Source organism: Paenibacillus sp. FSL H3-0302 (assembly GCF_037982245.1).
In the GTDB taxonomy this organism is placed as follows: domain Bacteria; phylum Bacillota; class Bacilli; order Paenibacillales; family Paenibacillaceae; genus Paenibacillus_AQ; species Paenibacillus_AQ odorifer.
The window spans coordinates 3,575,652-3,597,407 of the sequence record NZ_CP150284.1; the positions used below are offsets into that span (position 1 = coordinate 3,575,652).

Consider the following 21,756-nt stretch of genomic DNA (forward strand, 5'->3'; position numbering starts at 1 on the left):
GTGAAATAGACAGATTGAGCGTTAAAAAAAGATAGGCTGTACAAGGGAAACGTAACTATTAAATCAAGCGGACTGCACTAAATTGATAGGTGGTTTACGGAAAAGGATCGTACAAGCTCCTTGCGAAGCTCGATTTAGATTGTAATGATTTTTATTGCTGTCACATTTTAGGTTGAGCTCTTCGTTGTATAGAGTGAAAGGGGGGGAGACAGCTTGAATGATACGGAGTTAAATCAGATCATTGCAGATGTGTTGGATGGGAACACAGAACAATTCGAGAAAATCATGGAGATTTATCAAAAACCGATTTTTCTCTACTGTTATCACATGCTGGGCAATTATGCCGAAGCCGAGGAAAACGCACAGGAGGTATTTTTGAAGACCTTCCGCACCTTGAAAAAATATACCCAATATCAGATGGATTTTGGCGCCTGGGTATACAAGATTGCCTACCATCAATGTATCGACATCCTTCGTAAGCGAAAGTTGGTGAAATATTTGCCTTTCTTTTACCAAGATGAGAAAGAAAATAATGAAGTCGATTTGCATATTGAAGCCAACTATTTTGATGAATCCGTACATCAGGCCATGGCAAAATTATCGGCGGAAGAGCGTAATTTGTTAATCTTACGTTGTGTCGAGGATAAAAGCTATCAGGAGATTGGATTGATTCTCGGTAAAAACAGCGCCAGCCTTCGTAAAAGGTACGAACGTACATCTGCAAAATTTCGAAAGTATTACGCTCAAGTGAAGGGAGTGGGAGTGTATGAATATGGACAGGGATCGGGATTTGAAAAAACTGTTTGATGACCCGCGCATTCCCGACGCCGACTTGACAGGAAAAGTAATGAGAATATTACATGCTAAGCCAAAAGAAAAGGAGAGGTTTTTTATGAAATATAAAGTTGTTTTGACTGCGTGTGTAGGGATGATGTTAATGGCCTCCACAGGTTATGCGGCAGTTCAATATCATTCTTTGACGAATAAGGATGGCGAAGTCGTATATGAGACTAAATCGACGAAAGATTACGGAAAAACAGAATCGAAAGATGATATAGAGCGTTACAAGGCATTTTATGAACTTAAGGATAAGGTGCTAAAGAACGGGGAAGCTGGGCTGTTCTATATGGTTGCCAATAATCCGAATCATGAAACAATTCTTGGAACGAAGGTGACTATCTTCCAAGATCTTTCTCAATTGAGAGATAAGATTACGGATAAATCCATTAAGATCGCAGACAAAGTCAATGGAAATTATACATTCCAAAAGGCGGACGTAATCTTTAAAAATGCTCAGGAAGTGAATCCTCCTTCTTCGGAAGAAAAAAAGAAAATGGCAGAAAAGCTGAGAAAGCAGGCGGAAGAATCCAATCAGGGATATGCCATGATGCAGGTTGAAATGACAGATCAGTTTTTCCTTCTCTTTGCTACGTATCAAAATGGCGAAGATAAAATCGGGGTTAATATCACTAATCTGAGTGGAAAGAGCGATCCTACAATGTATATTGACGAGAAGGTTGAATTTAAGCAGGAGAAGGTTCAAGTGAAGGGAGTAGAAATGCTGCATACAGAATTTGCTCCTTCGCAGACGCACGAGCTGAAATGGGTATACGAGAGCCCAGACAAAAAGCTGAAATACGCCTATACTTTACGAGGTGACCTAAATAAAGTAAGCAAAGAAACCCTAATGAAACTTGCCGAAGGCTATTTGGAATAATAAATACAACAACAACGGGAATCTCCTCCCATCCAATTGGGGGGATTCCCCTCTAGTAAACCATAGTCCTTCTTCATTTTTATCATAATCGTTTCTAAGCACCGATTTTAATTCCGTGGAACAATGCAAAAGAACGGCCGCTGTTCGCATCATTTACGACAGGGCCGTTTTTTGTTTTCATAGGTTAGCTGTAAATTGCTATTCTTGCCAAACACTCATAGGGTCCCATGGCTTGATCTGATTGTCATATTTTCCAGCCAAAAAAGCTTTCATGTCTTCCAGCTTAGCAGGCACCTCGTTCCAAACTGGAAGGGGTGGTAACCCTCGTTTGCTTTTCAATAGGATATCCACTGTAACATACAAGCGTTCTGGCTGTATCCAATGAAGGAAGCGGGAAATATCCATTTGCTTGGTCAGAGACAAGGAATCGATTTCATCATTGTAATGCTTGTTGAACTCGCTGATCAGGTTCAAGAGGTAGTCTCTCTGCTCCTTTACGAAATCCAAGCCGCAAATGGCGCCATGTCCTGGAACAACGATTTCGGGTTTAATTTCATCAATAATGCGATCAAGCACTTTAACCCAATTGAGGGTTCCCTCTTCACTGTATGCCGTACATCCGTTAAACACGACATCGCCAGCGAACAGCACTTTTTCTTTTGGCATCCACAACAGCAAGTCACTATCAGAGTGGGCTGGAGCTACGTTGTAAATCATAACTTCCGTATCGCCAAGACGGATGTTGATATCGTCCTTTATCTCAATATTCGGGAGCACCCATTCTACGCCTTCCAGGTCAAATCCTTCAAATTCCGCTGCAAAAAACCGCTCGCCCGGAGTCGATTCCGGAGAATTCTTTCCTCTTCTAATGACGCTGTCCATCCAAGCGATATTTTCGGTGAGACGCTCTCTGGAGGCTTCCTTGTGCATAATAATACAAGCATCTTCAAACACTTTGTTTCCCCAGGCATGGTCGCTGTTATAGTGCGAGTTCACCACATATGCGGGAGAGCCGCCGTTGCTTACATCCATAAAAGCCTCCCGCATTTCCCGCGCATGGAACAAATCGAAAAACGTGTCATACACCAACCCGTCACCCTTGTTGATGAATCCGGCATTGGCCCAACTGATCCCACGATACGGCGAAATACCAGCAAAGACGCCATCTGCGACTTCAAAAAATTTAACGCGAGGTTTTTGGATAATACGTCCATACTTCATAAAAATTCTCCTTTACGTATATGTTTTTGGGGTAAAGCATGCCTTTATTATAGAGAGTGGAAAACATAATTGCAAGCATGTACTTGCATGCATTTGTTCCATGTAATATGATGTAACAGAACAACATCACACTACATGTATGGAGGCGCTGCAACATGAAGCTAGTAACCTTTCAAACCAAAATATCCCAGGAACCTTTGTTTGGGCTTGTAATTAACGAGAAATTTGTCGTGTCTTTTGCCGCAATCATGAAAAAGCAGGGAACATTCGTTGACAGTCTTGAAAGTATGGACAGCTATCTTCATTATTTGCCGGCAAGTTATGATGCCGCTAAGGAATTAATGCAATATGCGGTCGAACAGTCGCATCAATTTAATGAAAATGAAATCTGCCCGATTGTAGCGGTAAACCTGCTGCCGCCAGTTCCAAATCCGGCTGCGCTTATCGATTTCGGACTGACACCAAGACATCTGAGAAATGCTGGCGTAAATCTGCTGCAAAGAGAATATACAGGGCCGGAAAGAGAAGAGCTTAAACAAAAAATTGCTGAAAAATTCCAGCAAGATCCGAACAAAGTAACTTTCAGTTATTACAAATGTAACCATAATGCATTAATTGGCGATGGAGATACGATTCATTGGCCTTCGTACTCTTCCTACCTGGATATTGAGCCGGAGCTGGCCTTTGTTACAGGGATGGAGAACTGCATTGCAGGTTATGTTATTTTTAATGACAGTACTGTCCGCGATGTGCAATGGCCGGACTTCCAGGGGCTGACCGGACCGACGCGCTGCAAAGATTTTGATCGCAGCAAAGGAATAGGGCCATTTCTGGTTACGCCGGATGAAATCGACAATCCGCTGGTACTGGATGTGAATGTATGCATCGGGGAGAGACTGCACTGGAAGGGGAGCACATCCGAGTATGCTGCACACCCTGCAAAAGTGATGGAGGAGGTTCTCAAAGTTTTCACGCCGCTCCCGGGCACGATTATAGGAATGGGGACGATACCGGATTGCTGCGCAATCGAGACCGAAGAATGGCTGTTGCCCTCTGACCGAATCCAGATTACATTTGATAAATTAGGCACGCTCACGCAATTGGTGCCTGATCATGTCAAGATTACGGAACCAAGCCGCTGGGAAAAAAGAAGCGATTTGCCTTAAAAAACGTTTATCAAAATGATGAACCCCAACCCTGCTGCATATGCAAAACTTGTAGTAGAATAGGATTAACATATGCAAAAGGAGAAATACAATGCAAACTTCAGACAGAATCATTGAAGCCGCGACACAGCTCATCAAAAAGAATGGCTATCGGGGAGTAAGCACCAAAGCCATTGCAACGGAAGCTAAAGTCAATGAATCTACGATTTTTCGGCAATTCGGTAGCAAGCAAGGCATATTGGAAGCCATCATTGAAAGACATTCGGATATTCCGCAATTTGAGAAGCTGTTAAAAGAGGAAGCGACCGATAATCCGGAAGTCGATCTGCTGAATGTAAGTCAGCAGTACCGTTTGTTTTTCCATAAAAATGCGGACATCATTTTGATTGGCATCCGCGACAAAGGAATGCTTCCCGAATTAGACAGAATGCTCGCCGATCCGCCGGCGAAGCTTCACTCCTTGCTGGTTGAATATTTTGAACGCTTGCAGAAGAAAAAAGTTATCGCCAGACAGGATGAGCGTCTTGTCGCAATGTCTTTTCTCTCGATGTGCTACGGATTTCAGATGAGTGAACTGATTCACCGGCAATATCAATCCCAATTCGTCACCGAGGAAGAGTTCTACAAGCATAGTGTCTCATTGTTTGTTAAAGGAATTTTGGCTCAGTCATAAGCATTATTGATTTATCCCATTCATCTAATGGAAGAGCATGCAGCGACGGTTGATGATGTGGTGATTATTTTTAGTAATGGAAAATAAAATACGTGGATGCATTATATAGAAACTGACCATTAATTAAGCCCAATTTTTTTAGGGGCTTTTTTTTTGGGGACTCAGGATTGTATTTAGTCTATACCCAAACTTTCGAGTCAGAGTTATTGTACGAGCTTAAATGCAAGACAATCATGCCTATTGCATTGGAATTATCCAGGGCTGTACTTACTTAATATCTTATAAGAAATTCTTGAAATTACAGAAATTTATCCAGTAGGGGGATGCTATTATACAAATACAAATAAAGACGAGGTGATGATATGCAAGCAAAATTGGCAGCGGACGCCATTCCCCTCCCCAAAAAGCGGAACTCATGGATAAGGACGATAAAAAAGTATAAAGTGATGTACGCTCTCTTGTTCCCGGCATTAGTTTACTTTGCCGTATTCAAATACATTCCTATGGCGGGAATCATTATTGCCTTTAAAAACTATAACCTAGCTTTGGGACTATGGGATAGCCCATGGGTGGGATTTAGAAATTTTACAGATTTTATGAACGGCGTTTATTTCTGGGACATCATGAGAAATACGATTATCATATCCCTGTATAAGCTGTTGTTCGGTTTCTCAGCTCCTATCATACTTGCTTTGCTGCTCAATGAAGTTTATACCCAATGGTTTAAGAAAATCGTTCAAACGATCACTTATTTACCCCACTTTCTATCATGGGTCATTGTTTATGGAATGATGGTGGCATTATTAGCCCCAGGGGATGGTCTTTTTAACATGATATTGAAGGAAACTGGAGTTGAACCCATCTCATTCCTAACGGAACCTGCCTGGGGCAGACTGCTGATCATCTTATCTGAAATATGGAAGGATATTGGATGGGGAGCGATATTGTACCTTGCAGCATTAGCAGGAATCGATCCAAGCTTATATGAAGCGGCTAGAATTGATGGCGCTTCCAAGTGGAGACAGCTATGGCATGTAACACTTCCCGGCATTCGAGGCGTGATGATTCTGATGCTGATCCTTAAATTAAGCCATATTCTGGATGCTGGTTTTGACCAAATATTCATGTTTGCCAACAGCTTTAATCAGGAGAAGATCGACATTATCGACACATGGGTATACCGTGAAGGGCTCGAGCGACTTAAGATTGGCTTGGCTACTGCTGTGGGATTATTTAAAGCGGTCATCGGATTTGTTTTAGTGTTGGCAGCGAATAAGCTCGCCAAAAAATTCGATGGGCAAATTTGGTGAGGTGGTTATCAAAATGATCAATTTGACAATCGGAGAAAAGGTCTGGCAAGCATTCGTTTATTTTATTCTTATTTTGCTAGCTCTACTTTGCTTACTACCCTTTCTATATGTGGTTGCTGTTTCAGTAACGCCAGAATCGGAAGTGCTAAGAAGAGGAATTGTTATTATACCAGAAACCTTTACCTTTCTAGCCTATAAAGAAGTATTCATTTCTCATGGTATTGGGCAGGCGTATAAAATCACATTGTTTCGAACGATTGTAGGCACTGCTCTCAATGTGTTCTTTACGGTAATCGCGGCATATCCGTTATCCAAAAAATATTTGCCGGGTCGCAGCCCATTTTTACTATTCATTGTCTTTACTATGATGTTTGGAGGAGGATTAATTCCGACTTATTTACTAGTCCGCTCTCTGGGATTGCTAAACAGTCCGTGGGTATTGATCATTCCAAATCTCATTAGTGCATTTAATCTGGTGATCATTAAAGGCTTTTTCGAGCAATTGCCTGCTGAAATCGAGGAATCAGCGAGGGTAGACGGTGCAAGTGAACTTCAGTCGTTATGGCGGATCATTTTACCTCTGTCCTTGCCCGTCCTTTCCACAATTTCATTATTTTACGCAGTCGGGCATTGGAACAGTTACTTCGATGCTATTGTTTATATCAATGATTCCAACTTAATGCCGCTTCAAGTGATCTTGCGCAACATCCTGCTTAACGTCGCAACACAAAGTGCTGATTCGCTTGCCAATACCGGAGCTGTTAGTACGTTCGCTATACAAATGGCAGCAGTTGTCGTAACTACAGTTCCGATTTTGATCGTTTACCCATTTATGCAAAAGCATTTTACCAAAGGTGTGCTCTTGGGATCGGTTAAAGGTTAAAAAGATATTCCAACCTGAGTTGTTACGGGGAAACCGTGATAATATAGAAGCAAAGGAGAGGTCATTATGCAACGTAAAGCGATTACATTTGCTATTCTGACAGCAATGGTCGGTGTGGGAACAGTATTGTCAGGCTGTGGGGAACAAAAAGAGGTTACATCGACAGCTTCGGGTAATTCACAAGGCCAGTCTAGTCCCTTTGAAACCAAATTGAAAATTTCGATGTTTAACCAAGGAACTTTCAATGCTGCTGCTCCGATTCCTCCCCGTGAAGAAGATATCCAACGCCAAATGTTGGAGAAAGCAGTAAATATCGACTTGGAAATGATGATTCCTCAATCAGGGCAAGCAACGACTAAATTAAATACGCTCATTGCTGGCGGAGATATTCCAGATTTGATCTTTTTGAAGAGCCGGGCTGATCTCGCGCAATATTATGACCAAGGCGTTCTTGCGGATTTGACACCGTATCTGGATCAATTTCCTGAATTGCAGAAACGTTTTAGCAACGACTCCTGGGAGGCGATGTCCTATCAGGGAAAAACCATTGGAGTTCCAGGTTATGATAATGTAAACGGTATTAGTCGAAGCTTCTTTATCCGTAATGATTGGCTGAAAAAGCTGAATATGGAAGTGCCAACAACACCTGACGAGCTATTTGAAGTTATGAAAGCCTTTACAGAGAAAGACCCGGACGGCAATGGTAAAAATGATACGTACGGATTCATAGGCGGTATGAATAAAGAAGGCAATCTGCAAACCTATGGCTTCGATAGTTTGATGTGGATGTTTGGTGTCAATCCTCCCTCAGCCATTGATGTGAAAGACAATGAACCAGTGTTCCTGTTTACCGACCCAAAAATGAAAGAAGCACTCGCTTATATCAATAAAATGATGGAAGCTAAAGTTGTAGATCCAGACTGGGTGACGATGAATACTCCCGATTTATTGGACCAAAAGTTATTTAAGGGTAAAGTTGGCTTTATGATAAGAGATGCCCGCAGGCTGGAACCAGATTATCAGCAAAAAATGAAAGAAATCAGTGGAGAGGTGCCGGAATGGATCGTCATTCCTCCAATGACAGGTCCTTATGGTGATCAAATTGTAGAGAGAAAATCGTTCCAAGGCAATTCATGGGCCATATCCAAGAAAGCGGATAAGGACAAAATCATTCGGATCTTGTCCATGCTGAATTATCTCTTTACGGACAAAGAAGCCTATCCGAATTTTGCATACGGAATTAAAGGGATTCATTGGGATTTGGTAGACGGCAAGATCAAAAATAAAACCTCCGAATTATCAAAGGAAATGAAAGAAAAGTACTTATGGGTCGATCATTATAGAATGCCGCGTCGTGGTGATGATGCTGAGTACTTCAGCTTCCAGAATCCGAAGACGGCAGAAGCTTTTGAGAACAATCAGAAATACGTGGCGGCTACGTTGCCCGGGAATTTATTGACTGAAGACCCGAACGATTCATTGGCTGCTGACCGCCAACGCTACATTAATGAAAGCTTGGTCAAATTTATGACTGGCAAAGAGCCTCTTTCGAACTGGGATAATTTCCTCAATACATTGGAAACTAAGTTTGACATGCAGAAGTATAAAGATTCAGTAATCAAGCAATTTAAAGAAGCAGGCTTAATCAAGTAAATCAAACGAAGAGAGCGGCTATAATTAGCCCCTCTCTTTATTGAAATATAAGAAAGTATAAGTTTTACTTTATACTTTATCCTTCTATTTTTCGAAGAAACGCTTATCGTCCTTAAAAAGGACGCCGAAGGCGTTTCTTCTTATCATATGCTATTATTTGTTTATTACAGATTTAAAAGGAAGATGATCGATGCGAAGAAGAATCAGCTTGCCTTTAAAACTATTTTTTATCGTGTTTGCATTTGTATTAAGCTGCATAATCTTGATAAGCCAATTGTCTTATCGTTATGTCCAAAAGGAAATAAGAACCTCTGACATTTATTACACCAACCAAATACTTGATAAGATTGATCAGTATTTCACAGTTAATTTTTCCTCCTTCCAGACGATGCTGTTCTCGGTCGAGTCATCGGTGAAAGCCAACATTGACAATCCGGACGTGATTAAAAAGCAATTAAGAGAGCTCTATGAACTCAACAGTAATTACGTCAGTAATATTTATTTGATCAAAAACGATTTATCTATTCTAGGCGGAAGTACACCTACCCGAATATTTGATGAACCTTTAGCTGAAAGAGAACCATTGTTTGATGCAGCTGACAAGAATAGAAGGATTACATTTGTCAGTGATCCTTACAAATCTAAATATTCCGGCTGGACAGTTACGATGGTCCGATATCTGAACAGTGCTCCGTTTCCTATGGCCATTGCAGTAGATTTAGATCTAAATGCCATTGAAGATACCTTGTTCAAGATTAATAAAAAAGAACAAATGAATTTGGCTCTAATCACCGCATCGGGAAAAATCATTGCCGGATTTTCGGAAAATAAAGGCCCCCTGAATGTTCAAGATCATACTTTTTCAATCGGTGAAACGTCAGCAGAAGAAATTCTGGATACTACAGAAACAAACCTTCAACTGCACACCAAGGAGGGGATTCAAGTCTCCCTTCTAAAAAAACCGACTGAAAAATTCAACTGGACCATCATCTCAATCAACGATGAATCACGCTTGAAAGCTGCTTTATCCAGATTGGAAACCTATTATATCGAGCTTCTAGCTGCTGGTTTTCTCTTAAGTCTGTTCGTTTCCTTCTTTATTGCCAAATATATAAGGAACCCGCTCTATGCACTCAAAACAAAAATGAAGCGGGTGGAGCAAGGCTCCCTCACAACTACAATATCGATTAACCGAAATGATGAGTTTGGAGATCTCTCCCGAGCATTCGATCGTATGCTGCAGCAAATTGTGGAACTGATTCGGGGAGCAGAGCTTCATAACGAACTTGAACGAAAGCTGGAAATTCAAGTGCTGCAGTCTCAAATAAACCCTCATTTTCTGTATAACACGCTTGGTTCTATCAGCAATGTCATACGACTCGGACAAATAGAGAAAGTAGATGTGGTGATCGAGTCTCTCATTTCAATATTGGAATATGGGATAGCTGACGCTTCGGAGAAGGTATCACTGCGTCAGGAATTGCAGAATGTATCAGACTATATCGCGATCCAGAACATCCGCTATAACCGAAACTTCCAATTAATCGAAAATATCGAAGCAGGGCTAATAGATTTTCCGGTTTTTCGAATGCTGTTGCAGCCCCTTGTGGAGAATAGTATCTTCCATGGTTATAACGGAGGGGGGATCGAAGGCCCTATTACTATTCATGCGTACAGGGAGGGTGGCAACGTCATCATAGAAGTAGTTGATCAGGGCGAGGGAATTCCAACTGATAAAATAAAGCATATTTTAATTTCAGAACCGGGGGATGTGGAATTGAAAAGGAAAAGAATCGGGTTAAACAATATTCATGACCGAATCAGACTTCACTACGGAGAACAGTTCGGGCTCCAAATCATAAGCATACCTAAGGAAATAACCCGGGTTCGCGCCTTATTCCCAGCAGGCTTGTTTAAAGGAGATGCATGATGATGAGAGACTACACCTGCTTCATTGTTGACGATGAAGATCTAATCATTCAGAGATTGGAATTGTTTTTTCACGAGCGCTCCCTTAGGGATAAGCGATTTCATTTAGTGGGAAAAGCGAATAATGGGCTGAAGGGGATAGAGGAGATCGTAAAGCTTAAGCCGGATATCGTAATATCTGATATCGTCATGCCGCGAATGGATGGGATTTCCATGATTGAGCAGCTAAAGCCAAAGCTTCCCCATACCCAATTCATTCTTTTGACCGCTTATTCATCCTTTGAATACGCCCAGAGAGCTATTCAAGCCAACGTATTGGAATACATTGTTAAGGTTCCGCTCAGAGATGCGGATTTGGGTCGAGCTTTAGATAAGGCAGCCGGGATTTTAAATGAAGTTAAGAAAAAAGAAGCGGAATTTCAATCTTTAAACGTATCCGTGCTTGAAAATAAATATAGAGTCCGCAAGCAATTTTTTAACGAGCTTATCAGAGGCGAAATCCCTTCTCATCGGGCATCAGATTTTGCCAATCGTATGCAGTTCCATTTCTTTCAAGCCAACTATCGCTGCTTTATTGTCGAAATGAATATGTATGAAAGTTTCCGAAATGATTATTCAGCGTCTGATCAGAACATATTGAGGTATGCGATTACAAATATAATCGAAGAAACGGTGATGAATGGTGGCAGTGGTGTAGCTGCGGATCTATCCGATAATCGGTTTATTGGCTTTCTATCCTGGGAAAATAATCGTAGTGATCTGGAAACGGAATATGATTGCCAGACATTGGGGGGGCAGATCGTCTCCCATTTGCATCAATATTTGAATCAAAGGGTATCCGTCGCTTTTGGAGGTCCACACCGAGGCTGGGAATCCATCAAACAAGCTTACACGGAAGCACAAAATGTGAGTGATGATTTCTATTATCATACAGAGAAAGTAGTAAAAACACCCATGCATCGGTTCCATTACCATAATGACAGAAAAGAAGAATTTCAGCAGAAATTGGCTGATTTTCTTGCTGGGGTGAAAAGAAAGGTTTCCAAGGAAGAGCTGGAGAAAGCATTTGCTGATCTGAACCAATTTGTTACGGACCATAAAATCCATAAGTCCATCATGGCGCCTATGTTAAGAGACTTGTACAGAGACATTATTGTGAAGTTTAAATCGGGAAACAAGTTGGCTACGGAAGTAGCAGAGTTTCCCATAGAATTTTTAGCTTTTCGGGAGCAGCTTGCCTATATTGGCGACTTTACCTTCGAATATGTACACGCCGGCCAACTTTTACATCGTATAGAAATCATGAGTGCTATGCGGTTTATAGAGAAAAACCTGAAACAGCGATTAACGCTCGAGGCGATTGCCGAGGAAGTGAATTTAGCTCCATCGTATTTTAGCAGCTTATTCAAAAAAACAATGAACGAAGGCGTTATCAGCTACATCAATCGTAAAAAAATCCAATTAGCTCTCGAGCTGTTAAATATTCAGGATTATTCTATATTGGAATTGTGCGAAGAAGTAGGAATTGTGAATGAAGGTTATTTTTGCAAATTATTTAAAGAATATACGGGTGATACTCCTAAGCAATATCGGATAAAAATGACACGGTATGAATCCAATTAAGGTTGCAAAAAATGTGTGATTTTTTCGCGAAATCATGTAAAAAAAAAGGGAGCAAAAGGATTACCATGATAGAAGGATCTAATCATGGAGGTTATCAAAATGGAGCTTATTAAAGCAGATGTAACCGTCGTCGGCGGAGGTATTGCTGGGATATGCGCTGCTATTGCCGCCGCACGCCAAGGGCTGCAAGTGTCACTTATTAATGATCGACCGGTTCTTGGGGGAAATGCGAGCAGCGAGGTCAGGGTTCATATCAACGGGTCGGCTTATCTCGGAAACAGTCCATCCTATTATGCACGCGAAGGAGGGTTGGTGGAAGAACTCAAGTTGAAGATTTTCCACTATAATCCGTTATACAACAAGAAGCTGATGCTTTCGCTTTCGGATACGGTCTTGTTGGATATGGTCTATGCTGAGCCTAACATTTCTCTATTTCTGAATACATGCGTGCATGAGACGGGCATGGAGAACGGCAGAATTAAATGGGTGGATGGTCTTCAATTGGCTTCCGAAAGGAAATTTCGTTTTGAAAGCCGAACCTATATCGATTGCTCCGGAGATGGAGTTGTCGGATATCAGGCAGGTGCTCTCTTCCGATGGGGGAGAGAAGCGAAACATGAATACAAGGAAGAATTGGCTCCTGAAGTGGCGGACCATTACACCATGGGCGATACGATCCTGTTTCAAGCCCGTGACGTAGGATATTCCGTTCCATACAAAAGACCTGGCTTTGCGTATGATATTACGAAGTTAACCTTTTTCGATAGTATCAGAAAAGGCTTAAATCATCGGGCTTTTCCAAGAAAAATCAACGGGCTTGGCGGATTGTGGTGGTTGGAATACGGCGGACATATGGATATTATTAAAAATAATGAAGACATCGCGTTAGAGCTGCGGAAATTGGTATACGGGATTTGGGATTATCTCAAAAATAGCGGTGAATTTGATGATGTAGACAATCTCATTTTGGATTATGTATGCCCGATCCCGGGAAAGCGGGAGTCGAGGCGGTTTATTGGGGATCACATGTTGTCTCAGAACGATCTCACAGCAAAGCCGCATTTCGAAGATGCTGTATCGGTCGGTGGATGGTATATGGATTTACATGCTAATAAGGGCATCTACGATGAGGGGCCGGCTACAGCTTGGAATTTCGTGCCTGGATTGTACAATATCCCTTTCCGCAGTTTATATTCACGAAATATTCCTAATCTCATGTTCGCTGGTCGCAATATAAGTGCTACCCATGTGGCTTTCGGATCTACAAGGGTTATGGCAACCTGCGGTTGTATGGGGCAGGCGGTTGGAACAGCTGCTTCGTTGTGCTCGAAATATGAGGTAGACCCTGCTGCTATAGTCGAAGCTCATATGGGGGAGCTGCAGGCGCTATTGCTTCGAGACGGACAAACCATTGTAGGCCTTCAAGAGGAATTGGATCCTTACTTCGCTGACGGATTAACTATTCGTGCCTCGTCTCAGCGCAGCTATGACAATCTTCATCCAACCGAAGAGATTTCCTTGGAGAAAGGGTTATGTTTGGTCTTGCCGATTCAGACATCCGTGGCTGAAAGCGTACGGTTCAAAATTAAAAATAGCTCCAAGCATTCGGAAACTCTACATGTGAAGCTTTTTGGCGGGGAACGAAAGGAAAACTACATTCCAACCAGCGAGTTGAGAGACTACCACTTGGTTATTACAGCCGGTCATGACGACTGGATTACGCTAGACTTGGACTGCAAGAAACCGGCTGACGACAAAATCTACATCATATTGGAGGGCACGGCGAGCCTTGCCATATACGGTAATGAAGAGAAATTGACAGGAGCGGTCAGCTTCCACTATAGGCCGGAAGAGCCGTCCAGGCTGAAGAAATTCAATAAGAGCATTTGCTTTAAGGACCTGGTGCCAGCTCAGAATATGTATAGTCCTGAGAATGTTGTCAATGGCTACTCCAGACCTTATGGCCAACCGAATGGCTGGATTTCTGAACATTCGGAAGGACAGGAATGGTTGGAATTCTGTTTTGCAAGCCCCAAAAATCTGGACGAAATCCATCTTGTTTTTAATTCGCAGCTGGATTTGGAGCATTTCAACGACCCGATTGAGTCCCTTATCCAAGATTATGATATGACCTTGACCTTAGAAGACGGAACCGAGAGGACAATCATAACTCGTGGAAATTATCTCACGTTGAATAAACATAAGATAGATGCGAATGGTGTAACCCGAATCCGGATTAATTTCGGCGCAACTTATGGTTCGCCTTATTTTGAAGTGTTTGCTGTGAAATTGTTTGCTCCTAAAATCGATAAATGAGGACAGGTGAAGTCACGATGAAGGAATTATTCCCTCGTAAAGGGCTCCCCAATATAATTCAAAAATTGGAAAATGGGGATACCGTAACAATCGTCTATTTCGGCGGCAGTAATACACGTTCTGAAGGCTACAGGGTTATGACGGCGGATTGGCTTCGTAAGCAATATCCTAAGGCGGATATCCGCTCTGTGAATGCAGGCATTGATGGGACAGGATCGGATTTGGGCTGTGCCCGTTTGGAGACAGATGTACTGCGTCATCGACCTGATCTAGTATTTGTTGAATTTGTCGGTAATGATGGCGGAGATCCCGAATCCAAGGCGCGGATCGAAGGGATTGTCCGTCAGATCCGCAAGCGGAGCCGGTTTACTGATATCCTGTTCGTTTATACGCTGAAGGAGCGGGATGTGGCCTTATTTCAGTCTGGAGAATACCAGAAGGGGGCTCTAATGCAAGAGGAAGTGGCCGACTATTACGGTATTCCTTCGATTCATCTGGGCGTAGCGGTCAGTCACTTGGTGTCGGAGGGAAAACTCGTTTTCACCTCAAGGGAAGACGTGTCCATTTCCGGAGCCGTTGTTTTTACACATGATTCGATCCATCCGACTATTCCCGAAGGACATCAGATTTACACGGATACGATCACCCGGTCATTTGAAAAAATTAGAGAACTTCAGGATCATCCAGGAAGGTCAGTACATCACTTACCTCAGAATCCGTTGGTCCCGGCTAATCCTTGGGAATATGCGAGCATGCTGTCATTGGATAGTCTTACCGATTTTTCCGCAGGATGGTCTTACATGACTCCCGATGATTGTGCTTTAGTACGCGAGTACAATTGGTTGTTCCCCGGCCTGTGGCGAGCAGTCGATCCTGGAGAGGCTATTACGGTGCAGTTCGAGGGAACTCATATCGGGTTATTCGATATCGGGGGGCCTGATTCTGGCAGATTGAAGGTGTCGGTGGATGGTGGGGAACCCTTTATTGTCGATCGATTCACACTACACAACGATCATAATCGTAATCAGTATGTATTCTTGCCGGAGCTCCCGAATGGGAAACATACGGTGCGCTTCGAAGTCGATACCGAAAAGACAGACAAAGCGGCTGTATTTGAGGCATGCGGCAATGAACGAAGTATTGAGCATGTTCGGCAGCATCCAGATTGGTATGATCAAACGGTGATCCAGCTTGGGAAGTTGTTATTGGTGCAGCCGCCATTATAATTAATCATAAGGTTTTCTCCAATTGAAAGACCTATATCATACTGACTGCAGTTGAGCGGCCAGTTATGATGTAGGTCTCTTTTTAAAGGAAGACAATGTCGTTTCTTCTTGCTTAAAATCTTATAAGAAATTCTTGAAATCAAAGAAATTTCACAGTTATGTGACATGCTATGATAAAAACGACGGAGCGGGATTAGCCAGAAGAATACGGCTGATTGCTTCTTTATGATCTTCGAACAAAGGAGGGTTTTATTATTTTGAAAGCGTTATCAACTTAAGGGAGGCTGTGAGTTGTATGATAAAAAGGAAGCTGTTTTTCTTAATCGTTTTCATCGTGACGATATTAGTTCCTTTCAGCCTAGACGGAATAAGGACCGCTTATGCAGAGACCTTACCGTATAAGACGATTATTATCGATGACGGGAGCATCACGATCAATGATGTGGTGACACCTGATGTGGGTAACGAGAACAACGGATATTCAGCTCCGAATTGGACCACAAGTACAGGGGTGAAGGGGTATGATAACTCCAGCTCCAAATATACGAGTACAGCAGGCAGAACGATATCATGGAATCCACGATTGGAAGCAGGAACGGCGAGAATTTCGTTATACAAGCTTAACTGGGAAGATAAAGCGGATAGCAATGTAAAAATTGAAATCGTCCACAATGGAACGACGGATGTTCTCTTTATGGATTTGAGACCTTCATTTGGCTCTTCTGTGGGATGGGTTGATTTGGGAGAGTACTATTTTTCCGGAGTTGGTAACGAATTTGTTAGATTAACTCGGTCTACCAGCACAACCAGCACGATACTTACTCGTGCAGATGCGGTCAAGTTCGAAGGGAATATTCAGCAAAAAGAGCCTCATAAGACGATCATCATTGATGATGGAAGCCTCACGATTGATGATGTCGTCACCACTGATGTAGATAACGCAAATAACGGGTTCTCCGCTCCTGATTGGACTACAAGTACGGGAGTGAAGGGATATAATAATTCCAGTTCCAAATTTACCGATGCAGTAGGAAGAAGCATCACATGGAATCCGCGATTAGAAGCAGGGACGGCGAAAATTTCATTCAACAAGCTTGATTGGGCGGATAAAGCAGACAGTAATGTTAAAATCGAAATTGTTCACAATGGGATTACGGATGTTATGTTTATGGATCTGAGACCCTCGTCGGGGCCATCGGCCGGATGGGTTGATTTGGGGTCCTATTATTTCAGTGGTGATGATAGCGAATTTGTCAGACTGACTCGAACACAACCTACGACCGGAAAAATCATTACGCGGGCCGATGCGGTCAAATTTGAAGGGAATATACGGCAGCAAGCTCCGCCGTTGCCTCCGCTGCGCAGCCGTACATTGGCGAATCTCAGTTACACGGAAAAAGGCAGCATCGAGAATGCCAGCTATAAGGCTACCTTTTATGAAGCTGCTTGGGATGAAGGCAAAACCATCGTTCGTGATATGTTCTACAAGGATACGGATACGGGGAACTGGGTGCCTGTCAATAATGTGGCGGAAAGACTTGAAGAACAATGGGTCTTATTGGATGGGAATGCGGGGAGTCGAACCAATTATTACGATACGATGAACAAACGCTGGATTACATTCGACGAGATCAATTTCCCAGACAGCCACACGGCGATATTAACCGATTCTTCACATGAAAGCGATTACGATTTACAAGTGAACTGGTCCATGTCAGGGGACAAACCTGATGTTTCCTTCGCCTTTACACCTCGCAAGGATGGCAATTATGTAATCGGTTATCAGTCCTTCACAACAGAGCAAATCTCAGACGTCAATGAAGTGTTAAATGGTTTTAGATCACACGCCAAAATGGTAGGTTCAGTGGAATCAACAAGCTTAAGGGAACTAAGCGCTCCGATGAGTCTAATTGAGAAGAATGACGGTTCGGGGAATCCATTGACATATGGGGTATTTGTACCGTCGGATGAGCTTCCGGTTGAATTTGAACCGACGGGAGGCGTTACGAAGCAAAGGCTTGGCATGAGCCTTGTCAACAACGAAGGTAGCGTGCAGCCAATCTTGTATGCTCCTCAATTAGGGACCTATTCGCAAATGAACGCAGAAAGCACTTATCAATTTCATATGGGACTAATCGCTCAAAAAAGCAAATTGTATGAGTCCTACGCGGATATTCTTCGCAAAGAGTACGGTTATTCTGCATACCGGGAAAATGTATCAGATCAGTCACTTACTGACGCGATGTTCAATATGATCGATTTACTTAAGATAGAGCCGCAAGGGGATGACTCTGTTGATTATGTCCCGTCACCCAGCGGGTGGTGGAGCCGTGCCAAGGGCTTTATTGACATCGAAAACGAGGATAGCGTTCGAACAAGCTCGAATGCAGTTCTTTTGGGGGCTTACTATTTGACTGGGGATGACCAGCTCTACGATACGAGAGCATTGCCGTCCGTCCAGTATGGCTTATCGCGAAATGGTATAGGCTGGTCGCCTACGCAAAAGCCAGTATACGGTGTGCCGTCGTTATGGAAAATGGCAACCTTGCCGTTTGATTTTTCAAGCGTAACCGCTCTCAATCAGATGATGGGTACTTCGGCAGGAATTGGAGCACTGGCACAGGAAGAATACCTCGTGCGTGATCCTGACCAGAAAGACCGTGGTCCTGTCATTCAACCCCTGATGATGTATCGTATGACGGGAGATACGCAGTATTTACAGGCTGCCAAGGATGCAGCCGACAGCTATATCATGCAGCAAATTGATACGCCTGCATCCGTCAATGTGAGTAAAAATGAGTTCATTTATTATTATAGCAAGCTGTGGATGGAGATCTTGGAGCTTTACGAGGAAACTCAGGATCCCAAATACTTGAATGCTGCTTATAAGGAAGCCAAACGGTATGCAACGATGTTTGTTGCTCGTCCGGTTCCTGAAGGTAGAGTTACGATTCCGCAGCCTGAGACGTATAATTACGCGGAGTCGTTCCATTGGCCGGAAAGTGGTAAATATCAATATCCTCGGATCAAGCTCCCAGAAGATGTAGCCGGAGGCGTACAAGCGGATAGTTGGCTTGTTTCTCCCAATGGATTGACGTTTGAAGCGGGAAGTACAACTGGCTATTATCGGATGAATGCTCAGGAAGCTCCATTCATGCTGAGATTGTCGCTCTATACAGGTGATAAACTGCTGCAGGATATTGCTCATAATGCAGTTATTGGACGATATTCAAGTTATCCAGGTTATTACTATAAGGGCTTCGCCGTTAGCCAACTTGAGCCAGAGTTTCCTCTGGAAGGCCCAAGCGGGGCTACATCCATCTATTATCACCATATCCCGGGACAGCTCGGGCAAACGATGGATTATTTGATCAGCGAACAAACGTTGAAATCAAATGGTAGTATTACATTTCCTTCTGTTTTTGAAACTAATTTTTTATGGTTCAAATATCACCTCTATGGAAATAAACCAGGGATTTTTTACGGTAATTCCGACGTTTGGCTCTGGATGCCCAAGGGGATTATCAAGACCAACCATCCTCAATTGAACTGGATAACGGGAGAGAGCGGGAATAAATTCTACATCGGGTTAAGCAACGAATCATCAGCTGAAGTCCAGACTCCGATCGAATTGAATGCGCAAATCATTGGGTTCAACCCGGCACAAGATTATACCGTAACCATCATCCGCGACAATGGCACACCAGAGCAAGCGGTTATGAGTGGTGGAATCATTCAAGCCACGGTTTCAAGCAAAGGAATAACCGCTATCATTGTAGAAGGACTCAACATTGATGTTCCGCTGCACCAGGTCAGAACTGCTGATACATCGGATGCAAGCTATTTCTACGATATCCACAGTCCAATAGATGCGGTTAAAGGTATGCTGATCGTCAAGCCCGACGAAACGGCCTATGATGCTTATGTGCAGGCAAAAACGACAAAACCAGCGACGATCCATTATTCCTTGGATGGCGGAGTAACGTATACAACCATTCCAGATACGATCTATCCGATGGAATGGTCGATACGGGTAAACGATTTATCCCAAACCTTCACTTATTATGTGGAATCGGATGGGAAACAGACCCGCAAGCGGATACTCTATTTGCCTGATCAAGTACAAGAAACTCCAGTTCAACCGGATTGGCAGGAGAGTTCATCGATCATTGTGGATAATACGGAGGCAGAGACAGAAGGCGTCTGGATACGGGATACAACAGCTAACGACTATTACTATGATAACTATGTGTACGCCAAATCGACTGCCGGCACAGCGACAAGCAGAATTAAATGGCGGCCTGAGCTGCCGGAAAGTGTTACTTACAGTGTGTATTACAAGCTTCCGCAAATAACCGCTACAAGTGAAAATTGGGCAACGAATGCCTCATTTACCGTTTATTATAGTGGAGGCTCCGAGACGGTTACCGTTGATGAGACAACGGCCAATGGGACTTGGGTGCACCTGGGAGATTATCCTTTTGCAGCAGGCGATAGCGGATATGTCGAATTAACCAATAAGGCCAACAAGTCACGGGTAGTTGCCGATGCGATGATGTGGGTGGATCCAAACAGTATGCCGCAATTGGAGTCTGTGGTGATCCTGTCGGATCGGGGTGAACTGCAAATGACTCAAACCGCACAACTAAGCGTAACCGGCTATTTGGATAACGGTCTGATTGGTGATCTATCACAGGCAAATGTGCAGTATTTCGTTGATCGAACCGATCTGGCTGAAGTGGACAGTAGCGGTATGTTGACCCTTCTAAGTCTCGACGGAGAAACGGATCATATTGAGGTATGGGCCACTGTAACGATTGACGGGGTGACCTTAACAACACCTTCTATGACAATTGCGATCAGGGACTTAACGGTTATTGTCGACAGCACGAATACGACTGGGTTATACACGACAGAAGGATCTTGGAGCCAAAGCAATTTAGCTGGATACAAAATTGGGGTTAAGTCCCGTTATTCTACCGTTCAAGGTTCATCAGCGACGTGGAAAGGCCATTTCCCAGAGGGGAAATATACGGTCTCCATTTACAAGCTCGTCCATACGACGGCAAACGATAACTATGTCAAAGTGGAAGTGAAGCATCAGTCGGTTACCGAGGTCACGTATATTGATGCAACCATTGGCTCGTCAGGTTGGGTTAATCTAGGAACGTTCGACTTTACTGGAGACGGCAGCGAGTACGTTCGTCTAACTAGGGTTACTCCGACAACGGTAGATCCGCCAACTCTACCTGCCGATATGATTTATACGAGGGCTGATGCAGTCAAGTTCGAACGGCATTCCTTTAGCCCGGAATTGCTTGCAAATGGAGTGCCAGGTAAACCGACACTTTCGAATAATAGCGGTGTTGCGACAGGTATAAATGATGGCAATTATGAGGTTACAATGAATATGTGGTGGGGAAACAATGGCTCACTGTATAAGTTGTACGAGAATGGTCAATTGATCCAAACGAAGTCACTGGCCGATGTTTCGCCAGCCGCCCAGACTTCCATTATTCCTATTCAAGGAAAGCCGAATGGAACCTATGTGTATACATGTGAGTTATCGAATTTGTATGGAACGACTTCATGTGATCCACACACCGTCACCGTGGCTGAGGCGAATCCCGGCAAGCCTGTGTTGTCTAGTGACAACTGGGATCAAGATGGCGACTATAGTATTACTGCTAATATGTGGTGGGGCACGAACGCAGTACAGTATCGATTATATGAAAATGGCGAACTTATTGAAACGCAATCTTTATCTTCACAAACACCAAGTGCTCAATCGGCCATTTCACAAATTTCAGGGAAATCTCCTGGCATCTATCAATATCGCGGTGAGTTTATGAATGGAAGTGGAACAACGGAAAGTGATACGATACAGATTATTGTAAAATAAACTTATGAGCTGAGTGGATGAGAACAATCCATTCGGCTTTTTTATTTCCTGGAATTTAGTATAGATCTATACAAAAAGCTAATCTTTCAAGGCTCTCAACTGGGTGATATCTACATAATACTGCTCATGCTAGATTA

The 21,756-nt window shown here is 43.1% G+C and carries 13 protein-coding genes; 12 read left to right on the plus strand and 1 reads right to left on the minus strand.

Annotated features, from left to right (window positions below; all coding sequences use genetic code 11):
- The first annotated feature begins 213 nt into the window (after nucleotides 1-213).
- Nucleotides 214-807: an RNA polymerase sigma factor gene (locus MHH50_RS15795; RefSeq protein ID WP_076277362.1), complete on the plus strand. Its 594-nt coding sequence runs from the start codon at nucleotides 214-216 to the stop codon at nucleotides 805-807.
- 85 nt (nucleotides 808-892) lie between these two features.
- On the plus strand, nucleotides 893-1,717 hold the full coding sequence (locus tag MHH50_RS15800; RefSeq protein WP_076126537.1) for a hypothetical protein: 825 nt from the start codon (nucleotides 893-895) through the stop codon (nucleotides 1,715-1,717).
- A 198-nt stretch (nucleotides 1,718-1,915) separates the two neighbouring features.
- On the opposite strand, the gene MHH50_RS15805 is transcribed toward MHH50_RS15800, so the two are convergent.
- On the minus strand, nucleotides 1,916-2,938 hold the full coding sequence (locus tag MHH50_RS15805) for an MBL fold metallo-hydrolase (protein WP_076279706.1): 1,023 nt from the start codon (nucleotides 2,936-2,938) through the stop codon (nucleotides 1,916-1,918).
- 155 nt (nucleotides 2,939-3,093) lie between these two features.
- Between MHH50_RS15805 and MHH50_RS15810 the strand changes: the two genes are divergently transcribed.
- From MHH50_RS15810 to MHH50_RS15855, 10 genes are all read left to right on the plus strand, one after another.
- Nucleotides 3,094-4,104, plus strand: a complete 1,011-nt coding sequence (locus tag MHH50_RS15810; RefSeq protein WP_076279707.1) for a fumarylacetoacetate hydrolase family protein — start codon at nucleotides 3,094-3,096, stop codon at nucleotides 4,102-4,104.
- Nucleotides 4,105-4,195: 91 nt separating this feature from the next.
- A complete protein-coding gene (locus tag MHH50_RS15815; protein WP_076279708.1) occupies nucleotides 4,196-4,777 on the plus strand; it encodes a TetR/AcrR family transcriptional regulator in 582 nt (193 codons plus the stop codon).
- 362 nt (nucleotides 4,778-5,139) lie between these two features.
- Nucleotides 5,140-6,087: an ABC transporter permease subunit gene (locus MHH50_RS15820; RefSeq protein ID WP_036677080.1), complete on the plus strand. Its 948-nt coding sequence runs from the start codon at nucleotides 5,140-5,142 to the stop codon at nucleotides 6,085-6,087.
- Nucleotides 6,088-6,100: 13 nt separating this feature from the next.
- A complete protein-coding gene (locus MHH50_RS15825; RefSeq protein WP_036677077.1) occupies nucleotides 6,101-6,970 on the plus strand; it encodes a carbohydrate ABC transporter permease in 870 nt (289 codons plus the stop codon).
- Nucleotides 6,971-7,036: 66 nt separating this feature from the next.
- Complete coding sequence (locus MHH50_RS15830; protein ID WP_036677074.1) at nucleotides 7,037-8,623, plus strand: extracellular solute-binding protein; 1,587 nt, start codon at nucleotides 7,037-7,039, stop codon at nucleotides 8,621-8,623.
- 190 nt (nucleotides 8,624-8,813) lie between these two features.
- Nucleotides 8,814-10,553, plus strand: coding sequence for a histidine kinase (locus MHH50_RS15835; protein WP_076217656.1), 1,740 nt, complete (start codon nucleotides 8,814-8,816; stop codon nucleotides 10,551-10,553).
- Nucleotides 10,550-12,175, plus strand: coding sequence for a response regulator (locus MHH50_RS15840; protein ID WP_340033115.1), 1,626 nt, complete (start codon nucleotides 10,550-10,552; stop codon nucleotides 12,173-12,175). Before MHH50_RS15835 ends, MHH50_RS15840 begins: the two co-directional genes overlap by 4 nt.
- 84 nt (nucleotides 12,176-12,259) lie before the next feature.
- Nucleotides 12,260-14,491 carry an FAD-dependent oxidoreductase gene (locus MHH50_RS15845; RefSeq protein ID WP_340033116.1) on the plus strand — a complete coding sequence of 744 codons (2,232 nt, stop codon included), beginning with the start codon at nucleotides 12,260-12,262 and terminating at the stop codon, nucleotides 14,489-14,491.
- A 17-nt stretch (nucleotides 14,492-14,508) separates the two neighbouring features.
- On the plus strand, nucleotides 14,509-15,717 hold the full coding sequence (locus MHH50_RS15850) for an SGNH/GDSL hydrolase family protein (protein ID WP_076126551.1): 1,209 nt from the start codon (nucleotides 14,509-14,511) through the stop codon (nucleotides 15,715-15,717).
- Between the two features lie 295 nt (nucleotides 15,718-16,012).
- Nucleotides 16,013-21,619 (plus strand): hypothetical protein, encoded by a 5,607-nt coding sequence (locus MHH50_RS15855; protein ID WP_340033117.1) that lies wholly within the window; start codon nucleotides 16,013-16,015, stop codon nucleotides 21,617-21,619.
- Nucleotides 21,620-21,756 lie beyond the last annotated feature (137 nt).